At 41.4% G+C, this 16,692-nt stretch carries 17 protein-coding genes; 13 read left to right on the top strand and 4 right to left on the bottom strand.

Going from position 1 to position 16,692, the window contains the following annotated elements; translation table 11 throughout:
• Window positions 1–365: 365 nt before the first annotated feature.
• The 5 genes from ACEE44_RS07835 (at window position 366) to ACEE44_RS07815 (ending at window position 3,840) form a co-directional block, all read left to right on the top strand.
• Complete coding sequence (locus ACEE44_RS07835) at window positions 366–1,091, top strand: DUF488 domain-containing protein (protein ID WP_449171848.1); 726 nt, start codon at window positions 366–368, stop codon at window positions 1,089–1,091.
• A complete protein-coding gene (locus ACEE44_RS07830) occupies window positions 1,088–1,525 on the top strand; it encodes a DUF488 domain-containing protein (protein WP_449171847.1) in 438 nt (145 codons plus the stop codon). Before ACEE44_RS07835 ends, ACEE44_RS07830 begins: the two co-directional genes overlap by 4 nt.
• A 16-nt stretch (window positions 1,526–1,541) precedes the next feature.
• Complete coding sequence (locus tag ACEE44_RS07825; protein WP_449171846.1) at window positions 1,542–2,228, top strand: dual OB domain-containing protein; 687 nt, start codon at window positions 1,542–1,544, stop codon at window positions 2,226–2,228.
• Window positions 2,229–2,243: 15 nt separating this feature from the next.
• Window positions 2,244–3,536, top strand: coding sequence for an adenylosuccinate lyase (gene purB, locus ACEE44_RS07820; protein ID WP_449171845.1), 1,293 nt, complete (start codon window positions 2,244–2,246; stop codon window positions 3,534–3,536).
• 136 nt (window positions 3,537–3,672) lie between these two features.
• On the top strand, window positions 3,673–3,840 hold the full coding sequence (locus tag ACEE44_RS07815; RefSeq protein WP_449171844.1) for a hypothetical protein: 168 nt from the start codon (window positions 3,673–3,675) through the stop codon (window positions 3,838–3,840).
• A gap of 231 nt (window positions 3,841–4,071) precedes the next feature.
• Here the strand turns inward: ACEE44_RS07815 and ACEE44_RS07810 are convergent, their stop codons facing one another.
• Genes ACEE44_RS07810 through ACEE44_RS07795 form a run of 4 tightly spaced genes read right to left on the bottom strand, consistent with a single transcriptional unit; the run spans window position 4,072 to window position 7,022 of the window.
• A complete protein-coding gene (locus tag ACEE44_RS07810; RefSeq protein ID WP_449171843.1) occupies window positions 4,072–4,941 on the bottom strand; it encodes a cysteine ABC transporter substrate-binding protein in 870 nt (289 codons plus the stop codon).
• A gap of 12 nt (window positions 4,942–4,953) precedes the next feature.
• Window positions 4,954–5,700: an amino acid ABC transporter ATP-binding protein gene (locus ACEE44_RS07805; RefSeq protein ID WP_449171842.1), complete on the bottom strand. Its 747-nt coding sequence runs from the start codon at window positions 5,698–5,700 to the stop codon at window positions 4,954–4,956.
• 4 nt (window positions 5,701–5,704) lie between these two features.
• Window positions 5,705–6,382, bottom strand: coding sequence for an amino acid ABC transporter permease (locus ACEE44_RS07800; RefSeq protein ID WP_449171841.1), 678 nt, complete (start codon window positions 6,380–6,382; stop codon window positions 5,705–5,707).
• Window positions 6,363–7,022, bottom strand: coding sequence for an amino acid ABC transporter permease (locus ACEE44_RS07795; protein ID WP_449171866.1), 660 nt, complete (start codon window positions 7,020–7,022; stop codon window positions 6,363–6,365). Before ACEE44_RS07795 ends, ACEE44_RS07800 begins: the two co-directional genes overlap by 20 nt.
• Window positions 7,023–7,149: 127 nt before the next feature.
• Between ACEE44_RS07795 and ruvB the strand changes: the two genes are divergently transcribed.
• The 8 genes from ruvB (at window position 7,150) to ACEE44_RS07755 (ending at window position 16,668) form a co-directional block, all read left to right on the top strand.
• Window positions 7,150–8,151, top strand: coding sequence for a Holliday junction branch migration DNA helicase RuvB (gene ruvB / locus ACEE44_RS07790; protein ID WP_024377694.1), 1,002 nt, complete (start codon window positions 7,150–7,152; stop codon window positions 8,149–8,151).
• A 67-nt stretch (window positions 8,152–8,218) separates the two neighbouring features.
• A complete protein-coding gene (locus ACEE44_RS07785; RefSeq protein WP_449171840.1) occupies window positions 8,219–8,833 on the top strand; it encodes an HAD-IA family hydrolase in 615 nt (204 codons plus the stop codon).
• A gap of 101 nt (window positions 8,834–8,934) precedes the next feature.
• A complete protein-coding gene (locus ACEE44_RS07780; protein ID WP_449171839.1) occupies window positions 8,935–9,834 on the top strand; it encodes a helix-turn-helix domain-containing protein in 900 nt (299 codons plus the stop codon).
• Between the two features lie 207 nt (window positions 9,835–10,041).
• Window positions 10,042–11,262 (top strand): bifunctional folylpolyglutamate synthase/dihydrofolate synthase, encoded by a 1,221-nt coding sequence (locus ACEE44_RS07775; RefSeq protein WP_449171838.1) that lies wholly within the window; start codon window positions 10,042–10,044, stop codon window positions 11,260–11,262.
• 190 nt (window positions 11,263–11,452) lie between these two features.
• On the top strand, window positions 11,453–12,967 hold the full coding sequence (locus ACEE44_RS07770; RefSeq protein WP_449171837.1) for a quinol oxidase: 1,515 nt from the start codon (window positions 11,453–11,455) through the stop codon (window positions 12,965–12,967).
• A gap of 107 nt (window positions 12,968–13,074) precedes the next feature.
• Window positions 13,075–15,012 carry a DNA mismatch repair endonuclease MutL gene (mutL, locus tag ACEE44_RS07765; protein ID WP_449171836.1) on the top strand — a complete coding sequence of 646 codons (1,938 nt, stop codon included), beginning with the start codon at window positions 13,075–13,077 and terminating at the stop codon, window positions 15,010–15,012.
• Between the two features lie 38 nt (window positions 15,013–15,050).
• A complete protein-coding gene (gene ruvA, locus ACEE44_RS07760; protein ID WP_208561921.1) occupies window positions 15,051–15,641 on the top strand; it encodes a Holliday junction branch migration protein RuvA in 591 nt (196 codons plus the stop codon).
• A 457-nt stretch (window positions 15,642–16,098) separates the two neighbouring features.
• Window positions 16,099–16,668 carry a DNA-3-methyladenine glycosylase I gene (locus tag ACEE44_RS07755; RefSeq protein ID WP_449171835.1) on the top strand — a complete coding sequence of 190 codons (570 nt, stop codon included), beginning with the start codon at window positions 16,099–16,101 and terminating at the stop codon, window positions 16,666–16,668.
• The last annotated feature ends 24 nt before the right edge of the window (window positions 16,669–16,692 follow it).

Here is a 16,692-nt window from a genome sequence, read left to right as displayed (position 1 = left end):
ATTTTCGTTAGTTAATGAACTAAACATTTTGTTAGCTAAAATAGTAAAGGAAGAATCGTGTGCTCTAATTAATTTTTGTGAAAAACATAAAAAGCTATTATTTTTAAGATTATTGGTGAAATGTTGGGGCAATTGAACATCAGATAATGAGTAGCGATAAAATGATTGCTAATATTGTCTTGCAAAAATTCAATGAAACAATTGTTGTAATTGAAATAGAGTAAGTGATTATAGAATAGATTCTTTATTACGGATTTCTTAAAGATTCTAATAAAATAAGTATTCTTGATACTTGTGAACGGATACTATCACGCATTTGTTTTAGTAGAAAAGGAACTATATTAAATCGTTGTGAGGAGGAGGCAGTGAAGAAGTTATATACAATAGGTCACTCAAATTTTGAATTCTCATATTTAGTAGAACGCTTAAAAAAATATGAAGTTGATTGGGTCTTTGATGTCCGAAGTACCCCACATTCAGCATATGCTCCTCAGTATAACTCAGAGAATTTATGCGAGATGCTACCTAAGTATGGAATTGAATATTTTGAAATGGGGGAATATTTTGGAGCTAGACAAATAGGTGAACAGTATAGATATTGCTACCCTAATGGTTATTTGGATTTTGAACTTTGGTGCAAAACAATTCCGTATTTAAAGGCCAAAAAAGGATTATTAACTAGAGGAATTACAAAACATAATATAGCTTTGATGTGCACAGAAAAGAATCCTATAGATTGTCATAGAACAATTATGATTACTAGAGATTTTGAGTTAGATGGGATAGAAACATATCATATTTTGGGTAATGGAAATTTAAAAACGCAAAAACAATTGACAGAAGATATACTCAATTCTTATCTAGTTAATCAAAAGTATATTCCTTCCAAATTAGAACGTATAAAAGGACAAGGAGCTTTTGATTTATTCGGTTTAGGTAATGATGATATATTTTTTGAAGATATTGCAGAAGAACCTGAGGAAATATGGACAGAAATAGATAGAGCCGAACAAATAGCAGAAGCGTATCGTCAAAGAAATAAAAAAATAGGGTATCGAATATTTAATAACGAAGGCAGAGTAACAGATTGATTATATATACAATAGGATTTACAAAGAAATCAGCAGAAGAATTTTTTGAAAAAATTTCTCAAAATAACATAGAAATTTTAATTGATACACGATTAAACAATCAGTCGCAATTGGCTGGTTTCTCTAAAGGGAGGGACTTACCATACTTCCTTAAAAAAATATCTAGTTGTAATTATAGTTATCAAAAGGACTATGCACCAACTAAAGATATTTTGGACGTCTATAAAAAAGGAAAAATTGACTGGAAAGAATATGAAGAGAAATATTTAATGCTAATTAGAGAAAGGAATGTTGTAAAACATTTTTCCAACAATTTCAGTGAATATTCAAACATACTATTGCTTTGTTCTGAACATACTGCTGAATGTTGTCACAGAAGATTATTAGCGGAAGAAATTTCAAAAGATTTGGGTTACAGAATTGTTCACTTATAAATAAAGGTAGACTATTATGAAAAAAAGAATGGTAATTTTAACTAAGTCAGATAAACATTGTGCATACTGTGTTGCAGGTAGAGACATTGACACTGGTGAATGGCTACGCTTGGTAAATGGACAAGGTGTCATAACATCAAAGGATTTAATGACTAAAGAGAATTATGAGTGTAAGGAGTTGGACATTGTTGAAGTAGAGTGTTTTGACTTAGAGTCAGAAATTGAACATCAGCCAGAAAATGTTTTAATTCATCCCGATTGTTATCTTAAAAAAATCGAACAAATGACTTGGGATGAAGTAATTTTGAAATGGGGTCTTGAGAAAAGAAATACTGTTCTCGGAATTAGACAGCCAGAGGACGGATCTCCCTCAATTGAAATTTCTAAAAGATTAGACTACTATGAAAAGCACAATATTAAACATAAGTCTCTTGCTATGATTAAAGCTAAGAATCTGACTTTTAAATTTAATGAATATAATGGTGAGCCAAAGCATCATTCTAAAGTTTATTTTGAGTACCACAACAATTCAGGTGAAACGTTGTGCTATAACTTGACAGTAACGGATCCTAATTTTCCAAATGATTATTCAATTGATGGTTTGCATCTAGATAATGCGTATATCATTGTAAGTCTTGGAGAGATATTTAAAGAGAATGGTAGAGTTTATCTACTTGCAGCTAAAATTATTACAACAGAATAAGTAAAAGGAGCAAAAATGATCAATCGTTATTCGCGCCCAGAGATGGCGGCTATTTGGAGTGAAGAGAACAAGTACAAGGCTTGGTTGGAGGTGGAAATCCTCGCTGATGAGGCCTGGGCTGAGTTGGGTGAGATTCCCAAGGAAGATGTGGCCTTGATTCGTGAGAAGGCGACTTTTGACATCGACCGCATTTTAGAGATTGAAGAGGAAACCCGTCACGATGTGGTGGCTTTCACGCGTGCGGTTTCGGAAAGTCTTGGTGAGGAACGCAAGTGGGTCCACTACGGTCTGACCTCGACCGACGTGGTGGATACGGCTTACGGCTACCTCTACAAGCAGGCAAACGACATTATCCGTCGTGACCTTGAAGACTTTACAAATATCATCGCCGACAAGGCGCGTGAGCACAAGTACACTATCATGATGGGCCGGACCCACGGTGTCCATGCGGAGCCAACGACCTTCGGTTTGAAACTCGCGACTTGGTACAGCGAAATGAAACGCAACATGGAGCGTTTTGATGTGGCAGCCAAGGGCGTTGAGGCTGGTAAAATTTCAGGTGCGGTTGGAAACTTTGCCAACATTCCTCCATTTGTGGAAGAGTATGTTTGTGGCAAATTGGGCATTCGTCCGCAGGAAATTTCGACCCAGGTCCTACCTCGTGACCTCCACGCAGAATATTTCTCAGCTCTAGCCTTGATTGCAACGTCTATCGAGCGTATGGCGACAGAAATCCGTGGGCTACAAAAATCTGAACAACGTGAAGTCGAAGAGTATTTCGCCAAAGGCCAAAAGGGCAGCTCTGCTATGCCCCATAAACGCAACCCTATCGGCTCTGAAAATATGACCGGTCTGGCTCGTGTGGTGCGCGGTCACTTGGTGACGGCTTTTGAGAATGTGGCTCTCTGGCACGAACGCGATATTTCCCACTCGTCAGCGGAGCGGATTATCACGCCGGATACGACCATTCTCATCAACTATATGCTCAACCGTTTTGGCAATATCGTCAAGAACTTGACGGTCTTCCCTGAAAATATGAAACGCAATATGGAATCAACCTTTGGCTTGATTTACAGCCAGCGTGTCATGCTTAGTTTGATTGAAAAAGGCATGACACGTGAGGAAGCCTATGATTTGGTGCAACCAAAAACTGCGCAGTCATGGGATAATCAAGTGGACTTCAAGCCGCTTCTCGAAGCGGATGAGCGTGTGACTGCCAAACTTAGCCAGGACGAAATCGATGAACTCTTCAACCCAGACTACTATGCTAAGCGGGTGGATGACATCTTTGAACGACTTGGATTATAAAAAAATCAAAATTCTTTGGATTTTCCAGAGAATTTTTTTGTTTACTTGCGAATAAATAGTTGAAGGGGAAAACATGCTCACAACTTATTCAAAAAAATAAGATTTTTTCAAATTATAAAACTAAAAGGAATATAGAATGAAAAAAGCAACTTATACATTATCTTGTGATAAAGCTGATATAGGAAATAAAAATATTTCAAAGATCGAAGAAAAATTTGAAAGATATATGGAGGGAGTAGCTGAAAAGTTAATCAAATCAGATAAAAAACATATTGATAAATGGTTTTTTTCATGTAAGAATTGAGGAGTAAAGTAGCTGTGAGCAAAAATCACAGATGTTTTTATAAATAGTGGAAAATCAATAAAATGAATGTTGTTTTAGTTTCCCTTAAGCTTGACGAATTATACTTTATCCAAGCTAGAAATAGCCCATTCTTTTTCATATAATCTCCTGAGAGCAGTCGGCAAGAGCCGGCTGTTTTCGTTACTATCAAAATAAAAAGGTGCACCTCTGCACCTTCGCTATAATTTACTACTATTCTACAACCCCACCTTCAACGACTAGGTCGTCAGCTTGAGCAGCATCACCGTATACTGGTTGAAGAGTTTCTTGGTAGGCTTTGTGGAAGAATTCTTCTTCACCAAGTTTTTCAATTGTTTGGTTGATGAAATCAAGTAATTCGGTGTTTCCTTTTTGGACGGCAGGAGCGATAGTGTCTACATCCCCTAGCGCTTTTACACCAACCTCGAAACCTTTATTTTCCAAGGCCCATGCGAGAACTTCAGTATTGTCTGTACTCATGGCATCACCACGTCCGTCTAAGAGGGCAGCATAGGCTTCGCTGTATTGGTTGTATTTTTGAAGTTTGACTTCTGGGTAATTCTCTTCGAAATAAAGTTCAGCTGTGGTACCCTTGCTGACGATGAGGGTTTTACCATTGAGTTGTTCTGGGGCAGTGATGACAGCAGAGCTTGGAGACACGATACCGAGGGATACTTTCATGTAAGGAAGGGCGAAATCTACCTGTTCTTTTCGCTCATCTGTTACGGTGAAATTGGCTAGGATGATGTCAACCTTGGCAGAAGTGAGATACTCCACACGGTTTGCAGCTTCGACAGGGACGTATTCTACCGCAACGCCCAATTCTTTTGCCAAGCGGTTGCCTAGATAGACGTCATATCCTTGGTATTCACCATTTGCATCCACATAGCCAAATGGTTTCTTGTCACTGAAAACACCGATTTTGACCGTTCCACTTTCTTTGATTTCTTCAAGAGTACGTGCGGTTGCCCCGCTTGTGGAACTGCTGGAACTAGTTGAAGAACTGCTTGCGTTACTGCAGGCAACTAAAATAACTGCAGCTAAGACACTAAAAATAGCAAAAATAGGTTTAAAGATTTTCATAAAATTCTCCTTTTAAAAATGATTAAAGTCAAAAGTTGTTAGAAAGGCTTGAGCCCGTTGCGTTTGTGGATGTTGGAAGAAATTCTGAGCGGTATTTTCTTCGATAATTTCTCCTTTGTCCATGAAAATGATGCGGTCAGCAATGGCGCGTGCGAATTCCATTTCATGCGTCACAATCAGCATGGTCCGTCCTTCTTTTGCCAAATCATTGATGAGAACCAAGACTTCCCGAACCATTTCTGGGTCAAGAGATGCAGTGACCTCATCAAATAATATAATTTCAGGATGAATCAGGAGGGAACGAATGATAGCTACCCGTTGCTTTTGCCCGCCAGATAATTCTCTGGCATAGCTATGTTTTTTATGCTCTAGTCCTACCCGTTTTAGCAAGGTCTCGGCTTCTACTGCAACCTCTTCTTTTTTTCGTTTTAAGGCTTTGACAGGAGCAAGGGTCAGATTTTGTAGGACATTCATATGGGGAAATAACTCGTAATCTTGAAAGACCATGCCAATTTTTTGCCGAATATCTTGTAGAGAAAGTGTTCCAGACAGAATGGATTGGCCATCCAGTAAAATATCTCCCTCTTGAATGCTTTCAAGTTTGTTAATACAGCGTAGTAGCGTACTCTTCCCACAACCAGAAGGACCTAAGATGACGACTACCTCTCCTTCCTTGACCGATAAGGAAAGATGATTGAGAATGGTTTGTTGACCAAAGTTCTTGGTAATATTTTGTAATTCTAAGACAGGTTGACTCACGACTTCACTCCTTCCAAATAGTTTCGAGATAGCGAGAAAATGCAGATATTGGGAAACAAATTATAAAGTAAATACAGAAAATCACTCCGTAAATCCATAAGGACACACTTGGAGAGCTAGTCCTGTAAAAATCAATAATCTGTTGCCCGATTTTATTGACCTCAACCACGCCGATGAGGATAACCAAGGAGCTGGTCTTAATCATGCGAGTGACCAAGTTAATTGCCTGTGGGAGTAGCCTTCGTAGAACTTGAGGAATGATGACATAGCGATAGAGACTTCGTTTGCTTAACCCCAATGCTAATCCGCTATCGAATTGGTGTTTAGGTAGAGAAGTGATGGCTCCTCGAACTAAATCTCCCATTTCAGCTGTTCCCCAAAGTGAGAATACTATAATCGCGGCCAATTCACCGGAAATATTGATATTGAATCCCCGTGCTAATCCAAAGTAGAAAAGGAAGAGCAGAACCAGCTGGGGTACAATGCGAATGGTTTCTAAATAGATTCTTGAAAACCAAATAATTAGCTTGTTTTTTGAAGTCATGATGATGCCAAATACTAGACCTGCAAGGGTGGAAATACCGATAGAGAGAAAGGAAATCCAGAGTGTGACACTCAGTCCGACTAATAGTCGTTGCAAATTATTCCCCTCTAGTAAGACTTTAATGCCCATATCCTGCATGGCGAATCCTCCTTTCAAGATAATAGAAGAAGAGCGAAAGCGGTAGCAAGATGATTAAATAGGAACTCACTAGGAGAAAGAGTGCTTCGTCTGTTTCGTATTGCAGTCCTATCAAATCTTGAGCAACATACATAAGGTCGGCCAAGGCAATGATGGAAAAAACCGAGGTTTCCTTTATTAGAAAGATGACATTGGCACTAAAGGAAGGTAGAGCGATAGCAAGCGATTGAGGGAGCAAGATGTATTGGAAAATTTGCCAATTTGTCAGACCCAAACTAGCTCCGATTTCTATCTGGCTTTTCTTGATAGCCTCAAATCCACTACGGAAAGATTCTGCCATATAGGAACCACCTAGAAAAATCAAACCAGCAATGGCACAGACTTCAGCATCCAGCACAATTCCCAATCTCGGCAAACCATAGTAGAGGAAGAAAAGTTGAATGACCAAGGGAGTATTTCGAGACAGTTCGATATAGGCTGTGGAGAGTTGCTGGAGAAGAGGGATGTGGTAGTAACGAATGAGACTAATAAGAAAACCTAGTCCGAAAGCTCCCGAAATTCCCAAGAATGCCAGTCGAACAGTAAGAATTAGTGATTCTTGATAAAGTGGTATGGATTCTTGAATAAAGTTCCAATCCAGAAGGTTCACCTCCTTTGTGATGTATTGAACTAATAGTAACATAGATACTTCTGCTTGAAAATTTTATTTTTTAAATGGGTGACATAAGTTTTTTCTATAGGACAGTTGGCTATGCTATAATAGAAACATGACAAATCGAATTTTAGATATGGAACAAATGCAGGATGAGGAGTACGTAGAACGCACCCTGCGTCCGCAGAAATTAAATGAATACATCGGTCAGGACAAGGTCAAGGACCAGCTGAAAATCTTTATAGAGGCGGCCAAGCTCCGTGATGAAGCCTTGGACCATACGCTTCTGTTTGGCCCTCCGGGTCTGGGGAAGACCACCATGGCCTTTGTCATTGCTAACGAACTGGGTGTCAATATCAAGCAGACCAGTGGTCCTGTTATTGAAAAAGCAGGTGACTTGGTAGCCCTTCTCAACGACTTAGAGCCTGGCGATGTCCTCTTTATCGATGAAATCCACCGTATGCCCATGGCGGTTGAGGAAATTCTCTACTCTGCTATGGAGGATTTTTACATCGACATTATGATTGGAGCAGGGGAAGCCAGTCGCTCCGTGCATTTGGAGTTGCCGCCTTTTACCCTGATTGGAGCGACCACTCGTGCGGGTATGCTATCCAATCCCCTGCGGGCCCGTTTTGGGATTACCGGTCACATGGAATACTACGAATTGGCTGATTTGACGGAGATTGTCGAGCGGACGGCGGACATCTTTGATATGGAGATTACCCATGAAGCTGCTATTGAGCTGGCTCGTCGGTCTCGTGGAACTCCCCGTATCGCCAACCGTCTGCTAAAGCGGGTGCGGGATTTCGCACAGATTATGGGCGACGGCCTGATTGACGACACCATTACAGACAAGGCCTTGACTATGCTGGATGTGGACCGTGAGGGGCTGGACTATGTGGACCAGAAGATTCTCCGCACCATGATTGAGATGTATGGCGGCGGTCCCGTCGGCCTCAACACCCTGTCGGTCAATATTGCCGAGGAGCGTGAAACGGTGGAGGACATGTACGAACCCTACCTGATTCAGCAGGGCTTCCTCATGCGGACACGGACAGGGCGAGTTGCGACAGCCAAGGCCTACGAGCACTTGGGTTATCCCTATACGGAAAAATAATGGCAGAGCAGATGAGACGAGTAACGACCTTGTTTCAAGTTCGGTCTAAACTAGGAATGGAGATAAGATGAAACCGATATTTATTTGGGATTTGGATGGGACGCTCTTGGATTCTTACGAGGCGATATTGGCTGGTATTCAAGAAACCTATGAACAATATAATCTTCCTTTTGACCGTGAGGAAGTCAAACAATTTATACTGCGCTATTCTGTCAAGGATTTGCTGGTGCGTGATGCGGATAAGTACGGTCTGGATAGCGATGAACTTAATCGTGTGCGTGCGACTTCCTTGAAGGAGAAAAATACGCAGATTCCCTTGATGGCTGGTGCGCGTGAAATTCTGGACTGGACAGCAGAGAAAGGAATTCAAAATTTCGTTTATACACACAAGAGTGACAATGCTTTTCAGGTTTTGGAGGATTTGGGTGTCCGTCACCATTTCACAGAAATATTGACCAGCGATTCTGGTTTTGCCCGCAAGTCAAGTCCAGAAGCTCTGCTATTTCTCATCGAAAAATATGGACTGGACAAGGAAAATACCTACTATATCGGCGACCGTCTGCTTGATGCGGAAACGGCTGTCAACGCAGGGATACACAGTATCAATTTGCAAATTGATGGTTTGGAGAAAAATTGGAAGATTGAACATTTGGTGGATATTAAGAAAAAGTTCGAAGTATAGATATAGTTTAAAACTATTGCAAGTCATGAAAATATTCAATTAGTCATCTATAGCTAATTTTGATACACTAGGGATGTGAAATAAAAATAGCGAGGTGAGTTATGAACGATAAGGAATTTGGACAACGTGTACGTCAACTTCGAGAAACCGCTAGTCTGACACGTGAACAGTTTTGCGATGACGAACTTGAGCTTTCCGTACGCCAATTAACCCGTATCGAAGCAGGCACTTCCAAGCCGACTTTTTCAAAAATCCAATATATCGCAACCCGCTTAGGCATGGGGCTTTACGAGCTTATGCCTGATTATGTATCCTTGCCAGAAAGATACTCCAAGCTGAAATTTGATGTGCTTCGCACACCGACTTACGGAAACGAAGAGTTGGTTGAAAAACGAGATGCTACCATGACGGAAATCTATGATGACTATTATGATGACTTGCCTGAGGAGGAGAAAATAGCGATTGATGCCATTCAATCCCGAATTGATACCTTAGAGTCAGGGACAGCAGGCTTTGGAAAAGAGATACTGGAAGATTACTTTGAACAAATTTTCCGAAAACAAAAGTACGAAGTGAATGATTTACTGATTATTAGGCTCCAGCTTGAATACGTTAGATTGTCCAGTAGTGACTCAGAAATATTTAAACAGTTTTTGAAAATTATAGACTATTTACATGGACAAATCGATGTTATCAATTCCAGTGATTTATTTGTTCTAAGAGATACATTGTTATCTTGTGTAAACATTTTGGGAAGTAAAAAATATTATGAACCAATACCAAAGATATTCGACACTGTAGATAAAATTATACAGTCAACTCAAGATTTTCAGAAAAAGCCTATTGTTAGTGTATTGAAGTGGAAGTATGCACTTTTTGTAAATAAGGATAGAGGTGAGGCTGAAAAGCATTATCTAGATGCGATTCTATTTGCAAAATTGATAGAAAATAGAGAGTTAGAACAGAAGATTGAAGAAGATTGGAAAGTTGACAATCAATAAAGTGACATTTTTGTCCTGTTGAAGAACTGTAAAAAGTATTATACTAAACTCATAAAGATTAAAGGAGATTAGTAATATGTTTAACTTTTTGAAATTTTTGGGTCGTCTTGGTGGTAACTGGGGAACATGGATTGAAGAATAATATTCATAAAAAGCCAACATCTGTTAGGCTTTTTTGCTATACTAGACAATATATAGGAGGTGGCTATGTTAGAAAATTGGTTAAACACCAAACAAGGTCAGGTATTTCATTACAAGATGGAAAAGATTGAGTATGCCCTGGAACTGTTGGGAAATCCTCAATTTACAGTGCCAGTCATTCATGTCGCTGGAACCAACGGCAAGGGATCGACTATTGCTTTTCTGCGCCAGCTCTTTCAGACTCACGGCTTGCGTGTCGGTAGTTTTGTGTCGCCTCATATGGTGAGCGTGCACGACAGGATTTGTATTGACAGTCAGCCCATCTCTGACCACGATTTTCAGCACTATTTACAGAAAGTCTACGACTTGGAGCAGGAAGTTGCCACACGCTATGAGCCCTTCCGCTATTTTGAGGTCATGGTACTTATTATGTTCGTCTATTTCAAGGATCAACAACCTGATTTGGCGTTAGTAGAGGTGGGGATTGGTGGACTTTTGGATACGACCAACGTCGTGGCACCAGCCCTAAGCCTTATTACCTCCATCGGCATGGACCATCAGGATTTACTAGGATCGACTTTAGGGGAAATAGCAGAGCAGAAAGCAGGGATTATCAAGCAAAACGTGCCTGTTGTCCTAGGACCACTTTGTCCAGAAACCACTGCCATCTGTCGCCACATTGCCCAAGACAAACAAGCCTCTGTCTACCAATTTGGTCAGGAATTCACCTATAAAGCAGGACCGTTCAGCAATGCGGACATAGAGCTGTCAGAATTGGTTTTAGGTCTGGCTGGTCAGCACCAAGAAGAAAATGCGGCCGTTGCCTTGCAAACTTTTTTGCTTTATATGGAAAGTATTCAAAAAACTGTTTCTCCTCAGTTAATAAAAAATGCCCTTGCCCAAACCAGCTGGGCCGGTCGTTTGGAATTGGTCGTTCAAGAGCCAAAAGTCTATTTGGACGGTGCCCACAATGTTCCTGCCATTGAACGCTTGATTGACTTTATTCAGGGGCAAGACGAACCTGTCACTATTCTCTTTTCTGCCCTTCGACGCAAGGATTTTCAAGAAATGCTTGAATTATTGGAAGAAAAGTTACCACATACTCCCCTTGTATTAACCAGCTTCGCCTATGATGGTGCTTTGTCGGAGGAAAATCGTCAAGGTCGAGAATATGTTGAAAATTACCAGCAATTTATAGAAGACTGGCAGTCGGATGGCCAGGGGACGTTGATTATTACAGGTTCTCTCTACTTTATCTCAGAAGTACGTCAGATTTTTAAAAAATAAGTAGCTTTTTTCGAATAAATAGGTATGACACATGCGGAGAAAGTAGCCTTTTTAAAAGAATTTCAAGAGAACAAGCACCATACCTTTCGACAGTTGGAACTGTTTGCAAAAATTTCCAGAACTCCCGATAGGAAATGACATCGGGAGTGCTTTTTGATATAATAAAAAAAGTACATTCAAGGAGGAGAACATGACAGAATTAGATGCAGTTGCTCGTGAAGTATCTCATCAACCTCGGCGCCGTCGAAGAGCGAGGCGTTCGCAGGGTTATCAGCTGAGTGAAGATTTTAAGGCCAGGATGCCCAAAACAAAGATTTGGCCGGCTCTCGTTTGGAGTTTAGTACTGAGCCTTGTGAGCGTAGCCAATCCTTTTCTAACCTTTTTAGCGACGAATGAGCAGACACAGCATTTGTATGCCGGAATGGCTATGATGGCTGGTCAGCATCCCTACGGAGATTTCTTTGCAACAAACGGCGTTTTATATTACTTACTAGCCTGGTTAGGTCATATTGATGGAGGATTTATTGTATTTGGTTTTCTCCAAATGATTGCGCTGTTTATCGCAGGAGTTTATTTCTATAAAATCATGGTCTATTTTAGTCAGTCGGAACGGTTGGCGACCAGTTCAAGTCATTGGTTTTATATTTTTATTGCTTCTTTAGGATTTGGCGGCTTATATGCAGAAATCTTTGCGCTTCCCTTTGTTTTGGCAAGCCTTTGGTTCCTAGTCCGCTATTTTGCAAATGCTGTGGGTGATGAGGCCTTTATCCTGTATGGAATTGAGGCAGCCTTGGCCTTTCTGATTTATCCAGAGAGCCTCTTATTATGGTTGCTAGCTGGTTTCATATTGTTTGTTTTTAACACGCAACAACGGCAAATGGCTCGAGGGTTCTATCAATTATTGGCAAGCATATTTGGTCTTCTTTTGGTCTTGTATCTAGTTGGCTACTATGCCTTTGAAGCACAGATACTTGGTACAGCTATTCAGCAAACCTTTCTTTACAATTTGAGCTTGGATTTCCAGTATGCAGGATTGTATGTGACACTGGCAGTTGTAGCTGGATTCTTATTGCTATCTGGTTTTTTCAAGGGGCTTATTCAGACGGTATCTTCCTTCGGTCAAGGTCGGCATACTCATATCAAGGTTCTAATCCTGCTCGTTTTTATAGCTCAGTTAGTGTTTATCATTGGAACTCCAAATGGTCATTATAGCCAACTGCTCAGTCTATTGCCTTATGGTTTTGTAATGACTGTTCTCCATTTGGGAGCTGACTCAGAAGGTGAGGAACGGGGCTATCTTAGTCGCCAGTTTTTCCTGCCTCTTGTCATGGCTTTTGGAATGGTTGCACAACCAGCCTATACTTATTTTGTAGAGGGAGATTTGGTCACGGATCGTGCAAGCATTGCTAGTTATGTTGGGCAGGAAACGACTAAGACGGATAAGATTTACGTTTGGGATAATAGCGCTAGTATCTATCTGGATAGTCAGCGTCTGTCATCCGCCACCATTATCTCAGCGGAGCCTTATCTGACTACGACTGGTAATAAAAATAGCTTGCTATATGACCTCAATAAAAATGAGGAAAGTCTGGTGATTGTTAATAAGAACATCCCGCTCTTAGATGATGTAAAAGCAAATTTAGAGCTGCAGTATAAACCTGTCAAAACTACCGATTACTTTACTGTCTATCAAAAGAATGAATGATTGCTCAGGCAGTCATTTTTTCATGGACTTAGAAACAAAGGGATGTGTGGTATAATGGAGGAATAAGTAAACGGGAAAAGAATGTCTAAAGGAATGTAGGAAAAGATATGTCACAAATTATCGAATTACCAGAAATTTTAGCCAACCAGATTGCAGCAGGTGAGGTGATTGAGCGACCGGCCAGTGTGGTTAAGGAGTTGGTGGAGAACTCGATTGATGCAGGCGCCAGCCAGATAGAAATTCGTATCGAAGAAGCTGGGCTAAAAACTATTCAAATTACAGACAACGGCGAAGGTATTGCCCCTGACCAAGTAGCTTTGGCTTTACGCCGTCATGCCACCAGTAAGATCAAAAATCAGGCGGACCTTTTTCGAATTCGGACCTTGGGTTTCCGTGGTGAAGCCCTGCCCTCCATCGCCTCTGTCAGTCAAATGGTTATTGAAACGGCTACAGCCAACCATGCCCACGGTTTGCGTTTGATTTCCAAGGGTGGTATCGTTGAGTTAGAGGAGCCAATCAGTCGCCCAGTCGGCACCCAGATAACCGTTTCGGATTTGTTTTACAATACCCCTGCCCGTCTTAAGTATGTCCGTAGTCAGCAGGCCGAGTTATCGCATATCGCTGATATTTTCAACAGGCTGAGCCTGGCCCATCCTGAAATCGCCTTTACCCTGGTCAATGAAGGACGGGAATTGATGCGGACAGCTGGAACGGGTAAGCTCCGTCAAGCTATTTCGGGTATCTACGGTATTGCTTCTGCTAAAAAAATGGTGGAGATTGAGGCTGAGGACTTGGATTTTCACGTTTCGGGCTATGTTTCCCTGCCAGAATTGACCCGTGCCAACCGCAATTACATTTCCATTTTCATCAATGGACGTTATATCAAGAACTTCCTACTCAACCGTGCTATTTTAGAAGGTTACGGCAGCAAGCTCATGGTGGGGCGTTTTCCACTGGCTGTGATTTCTATTGAGATTGACCCTTATCTGGCCGATGTCAATGTCCATCCGACCAAGCAAGAAGTCCGCATTTCCAAGGAAAAGGAACTCATGACCCTGATTCGCGAGGCCATTATCAAGGCCCTCAAGGAACAGGATCTTATTCCTGATGCCCTGGAAAATCTGGCCCAGTCTAGTACGCGTACCAAGGTCAAAGCAGAGCAGGTCACCTTGCCACTCAAGGAAAGCAAGCTTTACTATGATACCGTCAAGCAGGACTTCTTCCTCAAACCAGAGGTGGTTTCAGAAGACATCAAGCCTTTGGAAGAAGACAAACAGGCTCCTCAAGAAGTACCCGAGGAAAATGTGGTCAAGTCTGTCCAATTTGCAGAACGCCAGACAGCTGAAAGTACAGACCCAGAACACCCTAACTTGAGTACTAAAGAGTTGGCCAAATTAGCAGACAAACTAGACCAAGAAGAAACCTCAACCTTCCCAGAATTGGAATATTTTGGTCAAATGCACGGCACCTATCTCTTTGCACAAGGAAAAACAGGTTTGTACATAATCGACCAGCACGCTGCACAGGAGCGGGTCAAATACGAATACTATCGTGAGAAAATTGGTCAGGTAGATAACTCCGCCCAGCAGTTGCTAGTACCTTATATTTTTGAATTCCCTCAGAACGATGCCCTCAATCTTGCACATAAAATGGATGCCCTCCGTCAAGTTGGTGTCAACTTGGAAGAGTACGGTGTCAACCAATTCATCTTACGTGAGCACCCTATCTGGATGAAGGAAGAGGAGATTGAGGCTGGTATTTACGAGATGTGCGATATGCTACTTCTAACAGACCAGGTGTCCATCAAGCAGTATCGGGCAGAGTTGGCTATTATGATGTCCTGCAAGCGTTCTATCAAAGCCAACCATGCTTTGGATGATTACTCGGCGCGTGATTTGTTGCGACAATTATCCCATTGTCAAAATCCTTATAACTGCCCGCACGGCCGACCAGTCTTGGTGCATTTCAGCAAGTCGGACATGGAAAAAATGTTTAGACGCATTCAGGAAAATCACACGAGTTTGCGTGAGTTGGGGAAGTATTAAACAGTTGACAAGAGCTGACACACTAGTAAAGGAAAAATATGTACGACTATATCAAAGGAATGTTAACAAAAATCACTGCAAAGTATATTGTGGTAGAAACGCATGGAGTTGGTTATCTCTTGCAGGTGGCTAACCCCTATGCTTACTCTGGACAGGTCCAGCAAGAAGTAACGGTCTATACCCATCAAGTTATTCGTGAAGACGCTCATCTGCTCTACGGATTTGCGACAGAGGCTGAAAAATCTGTATTCCTCAGTCTGATTTCAGTATCAGGTATTGGACCAACAACGGCTCTAGCAATTATCGCCGTTGACGATAACGATGGTCTGGTACGCGCTATTGAGCAGAAAAATATCACCTACTTGACTAAGTTTCCAAAGATTGGCAAGAAAACAGCCCAGCAGATGATTCTGGACTTGGAAGGTAAGTTTGTCATGAGTGAAGAAGCAGGTCCTGTCCAACCAGAAGCACCTGCTAGTGAAAATGTCGCCCTCGACGAAGCTATGGAAGCCATGGAAGCCCTTGGTTACCGCCCAGCCGAACTCAAGAAAATCAAGAAATTCTTTGACGGCACGACCGACACCGCAGAAAATTACATCAAGTCCGCCCTTAAAATGCTGATGAAGTAATAAGATACAAAGGACGTAAAGGACAAAGAGAAAATAGGAAACCTAACGCAGAGCTTTTAAGCTCTAGGCAGGTTTATCTTTTTCTCACAGTCCTTAGTCCGTGTTCAATTGCTGCATACTACGGCAATCGCTATTTGCGACTTGCCTAGGTCCCTTACTAATTCTCCACAAAAATAATATCGATTTTTGTGGCTCATGTCGTGTCCAGATACAAAGGCGTTAAGCGATACAAAGCAAAATAGACGGCCGAACAGAAATTTTGCTAGAAATTTCGTTGTGAGACCTCCGCAATGACAACTAGGTAAAAGGCGAGTTTTGACGAAGTCTCTTGCCAGATGTCAATTGCGTCATTTTGTGAAGTTTAGAAATCTGATAATTTTTTTCTCACAGTTCTTAGTCTGTGTTTAGCTATTTTTTCAAAAATGTATCTAGATATGCGTTCTAAAAAGGAGTTTCTATGTCCCGTTGTGCTTGGGTTAATCTAAATAATCCACTTTATATTGCTTACCATGATGAAGAATGGGGCAAGCCGCTTCACGATGAGCAGGCTCTGTTTGAGTTGCTTTGCTTGGAATCCTACCAAGCTGGACTTTCCTGGGAGATTGTTCTCAACAAACGCCAGGCTTTTCGCTCTGCCTTTTTTGACTACGATATTAAAAAGGTCGCAACCATGACGGACAGTCAGCTAGATAGTCTACTAGCAAATCCAACCATCATTCGTCACAAGGCCAAGCTATGCGCCACCCGTACCAATGCTCAGGCTTTTCTTCGAGTACAGGAGGAGTTTGGTAGTTTTGACCATTACCTTTGGTCTTGGGTTGACTTTTCACCTCTTGACAACCCTATTAAGTCCTTTCGAGAACTACCGAACAAAAGTGAATTATCAGAAAAATTGTCCAAAGATCTGAAGAACCGAGGTTTCAAATTTGTAGGTCCTGTCTGTGTCTATTCTTATCTACAGGCAGCAGGTCTGTTGAATGAACATGAAGAAACTTGCGAGATTGGAAAGAAATTACGAACTAATTAGATGAGCGAGCAATCGCACCCTAGA

It is taken from the genome of Streptococcus sp. 32226D021BW (genome assembly GCF_053545015.1).
The sequence above is the reverse complement of the archived record's forward strand: the minus strand, read 5'-3'. Positions and strand labels throughout refer to the sequence as shown.

Excerpts from the sequence above, each read along its gene's own strand:
- ACEE44_RS07825 (WP_449171846.1), top strand. The coding sequence starts at position 1,542 with ATGAAAAAAAGAATGGTAATTTTAACTAAGTCAGATAAACATTGTGCA.
- purB (WP_449171845.1), top strand. The coding sequence starts at position 2,244 with ATGATCAATCGTTATTCGCGCCCAGAGATGGCGGCTATTTGGAGTGAA.
- ACEE44_RS07815 (WP_449171844.1), top strand. The coding sequence starts at position 3,673 with ATGAAAAAAGCAACTTATACATTATCTTGTGATAAAGCTGATATAGGA.
- ACEE44_RS07810 (WP_449171843.1), bottom strand. The coding sequence starts at position 4,941 with ATGAAAATCTTTAAACCTATTTTTGCTATTTTTAGTGTCTTAGCTGCA.
- ACEE44_RS07800 (WP_449171841.1), bottom strand. The coding sequence starts at position 6,382 with ATGCAGGATATGGGCATTAAAGTCTTACTAGAGGGGAATAATTTGCAA.
- ruvB (WP_024377694.1), top strand. The coding sequence starts at position 7,150 with ATGACAAATCGAATTTTAGATATGGAACAAATGCAGGATGAGGAGTAC.
- ACEE44_RS07785 (WP_449171840.1), top strand. The coding sequence starts at position 8,219 with ATGAAACCGATATTTATTTGGGATTTGGATGGGACGCTCTTGGATTCT.
- ACEE44_RS07780 (WP_449171839.1), top strand. The coding sequence starts at position 8,935 with ATGAACGATAAGGAATTTGGACAACGTGTACGTCAACTTCGAGAAACC.
- ACEE44_RS07775 (WP_449171838.1), top strand. The coding sequence starts at position 10,042 with ATGTTAGAAAATTGGTTAAACACCAAACAAGGTCAGGTATTTCATTAC.
- ACEE44_RS07770 (WP_449171837.1), top strand. The coding sequence starts at position 11,453 with ATGACAGAATTAGATGCAGTTGCTCGTGAAGTATCTCATCAACCTCGG.
- mutL (WP_449171836.1), top strand. The coding sequence starts at position 13,075 with ATGTCACAAATTATCGAATTACCAGAAATTTTAGCCAACCAGATTGCA.
- ruvA (WP_208561921.1), top strand. The coding sequence starts at position 15,051 with ATGTACGACTATATCAAAGGAATGTTAACAAAAATCACTGCAAAGTAT.
- ACEE44_RS07755 (WP_449171835.1), top strand. The coding sequence starts at position 16,099 with ATGTCCCGTTGTGCTTGGGTTAATCTAAATAATCCACTTTATATTGCT.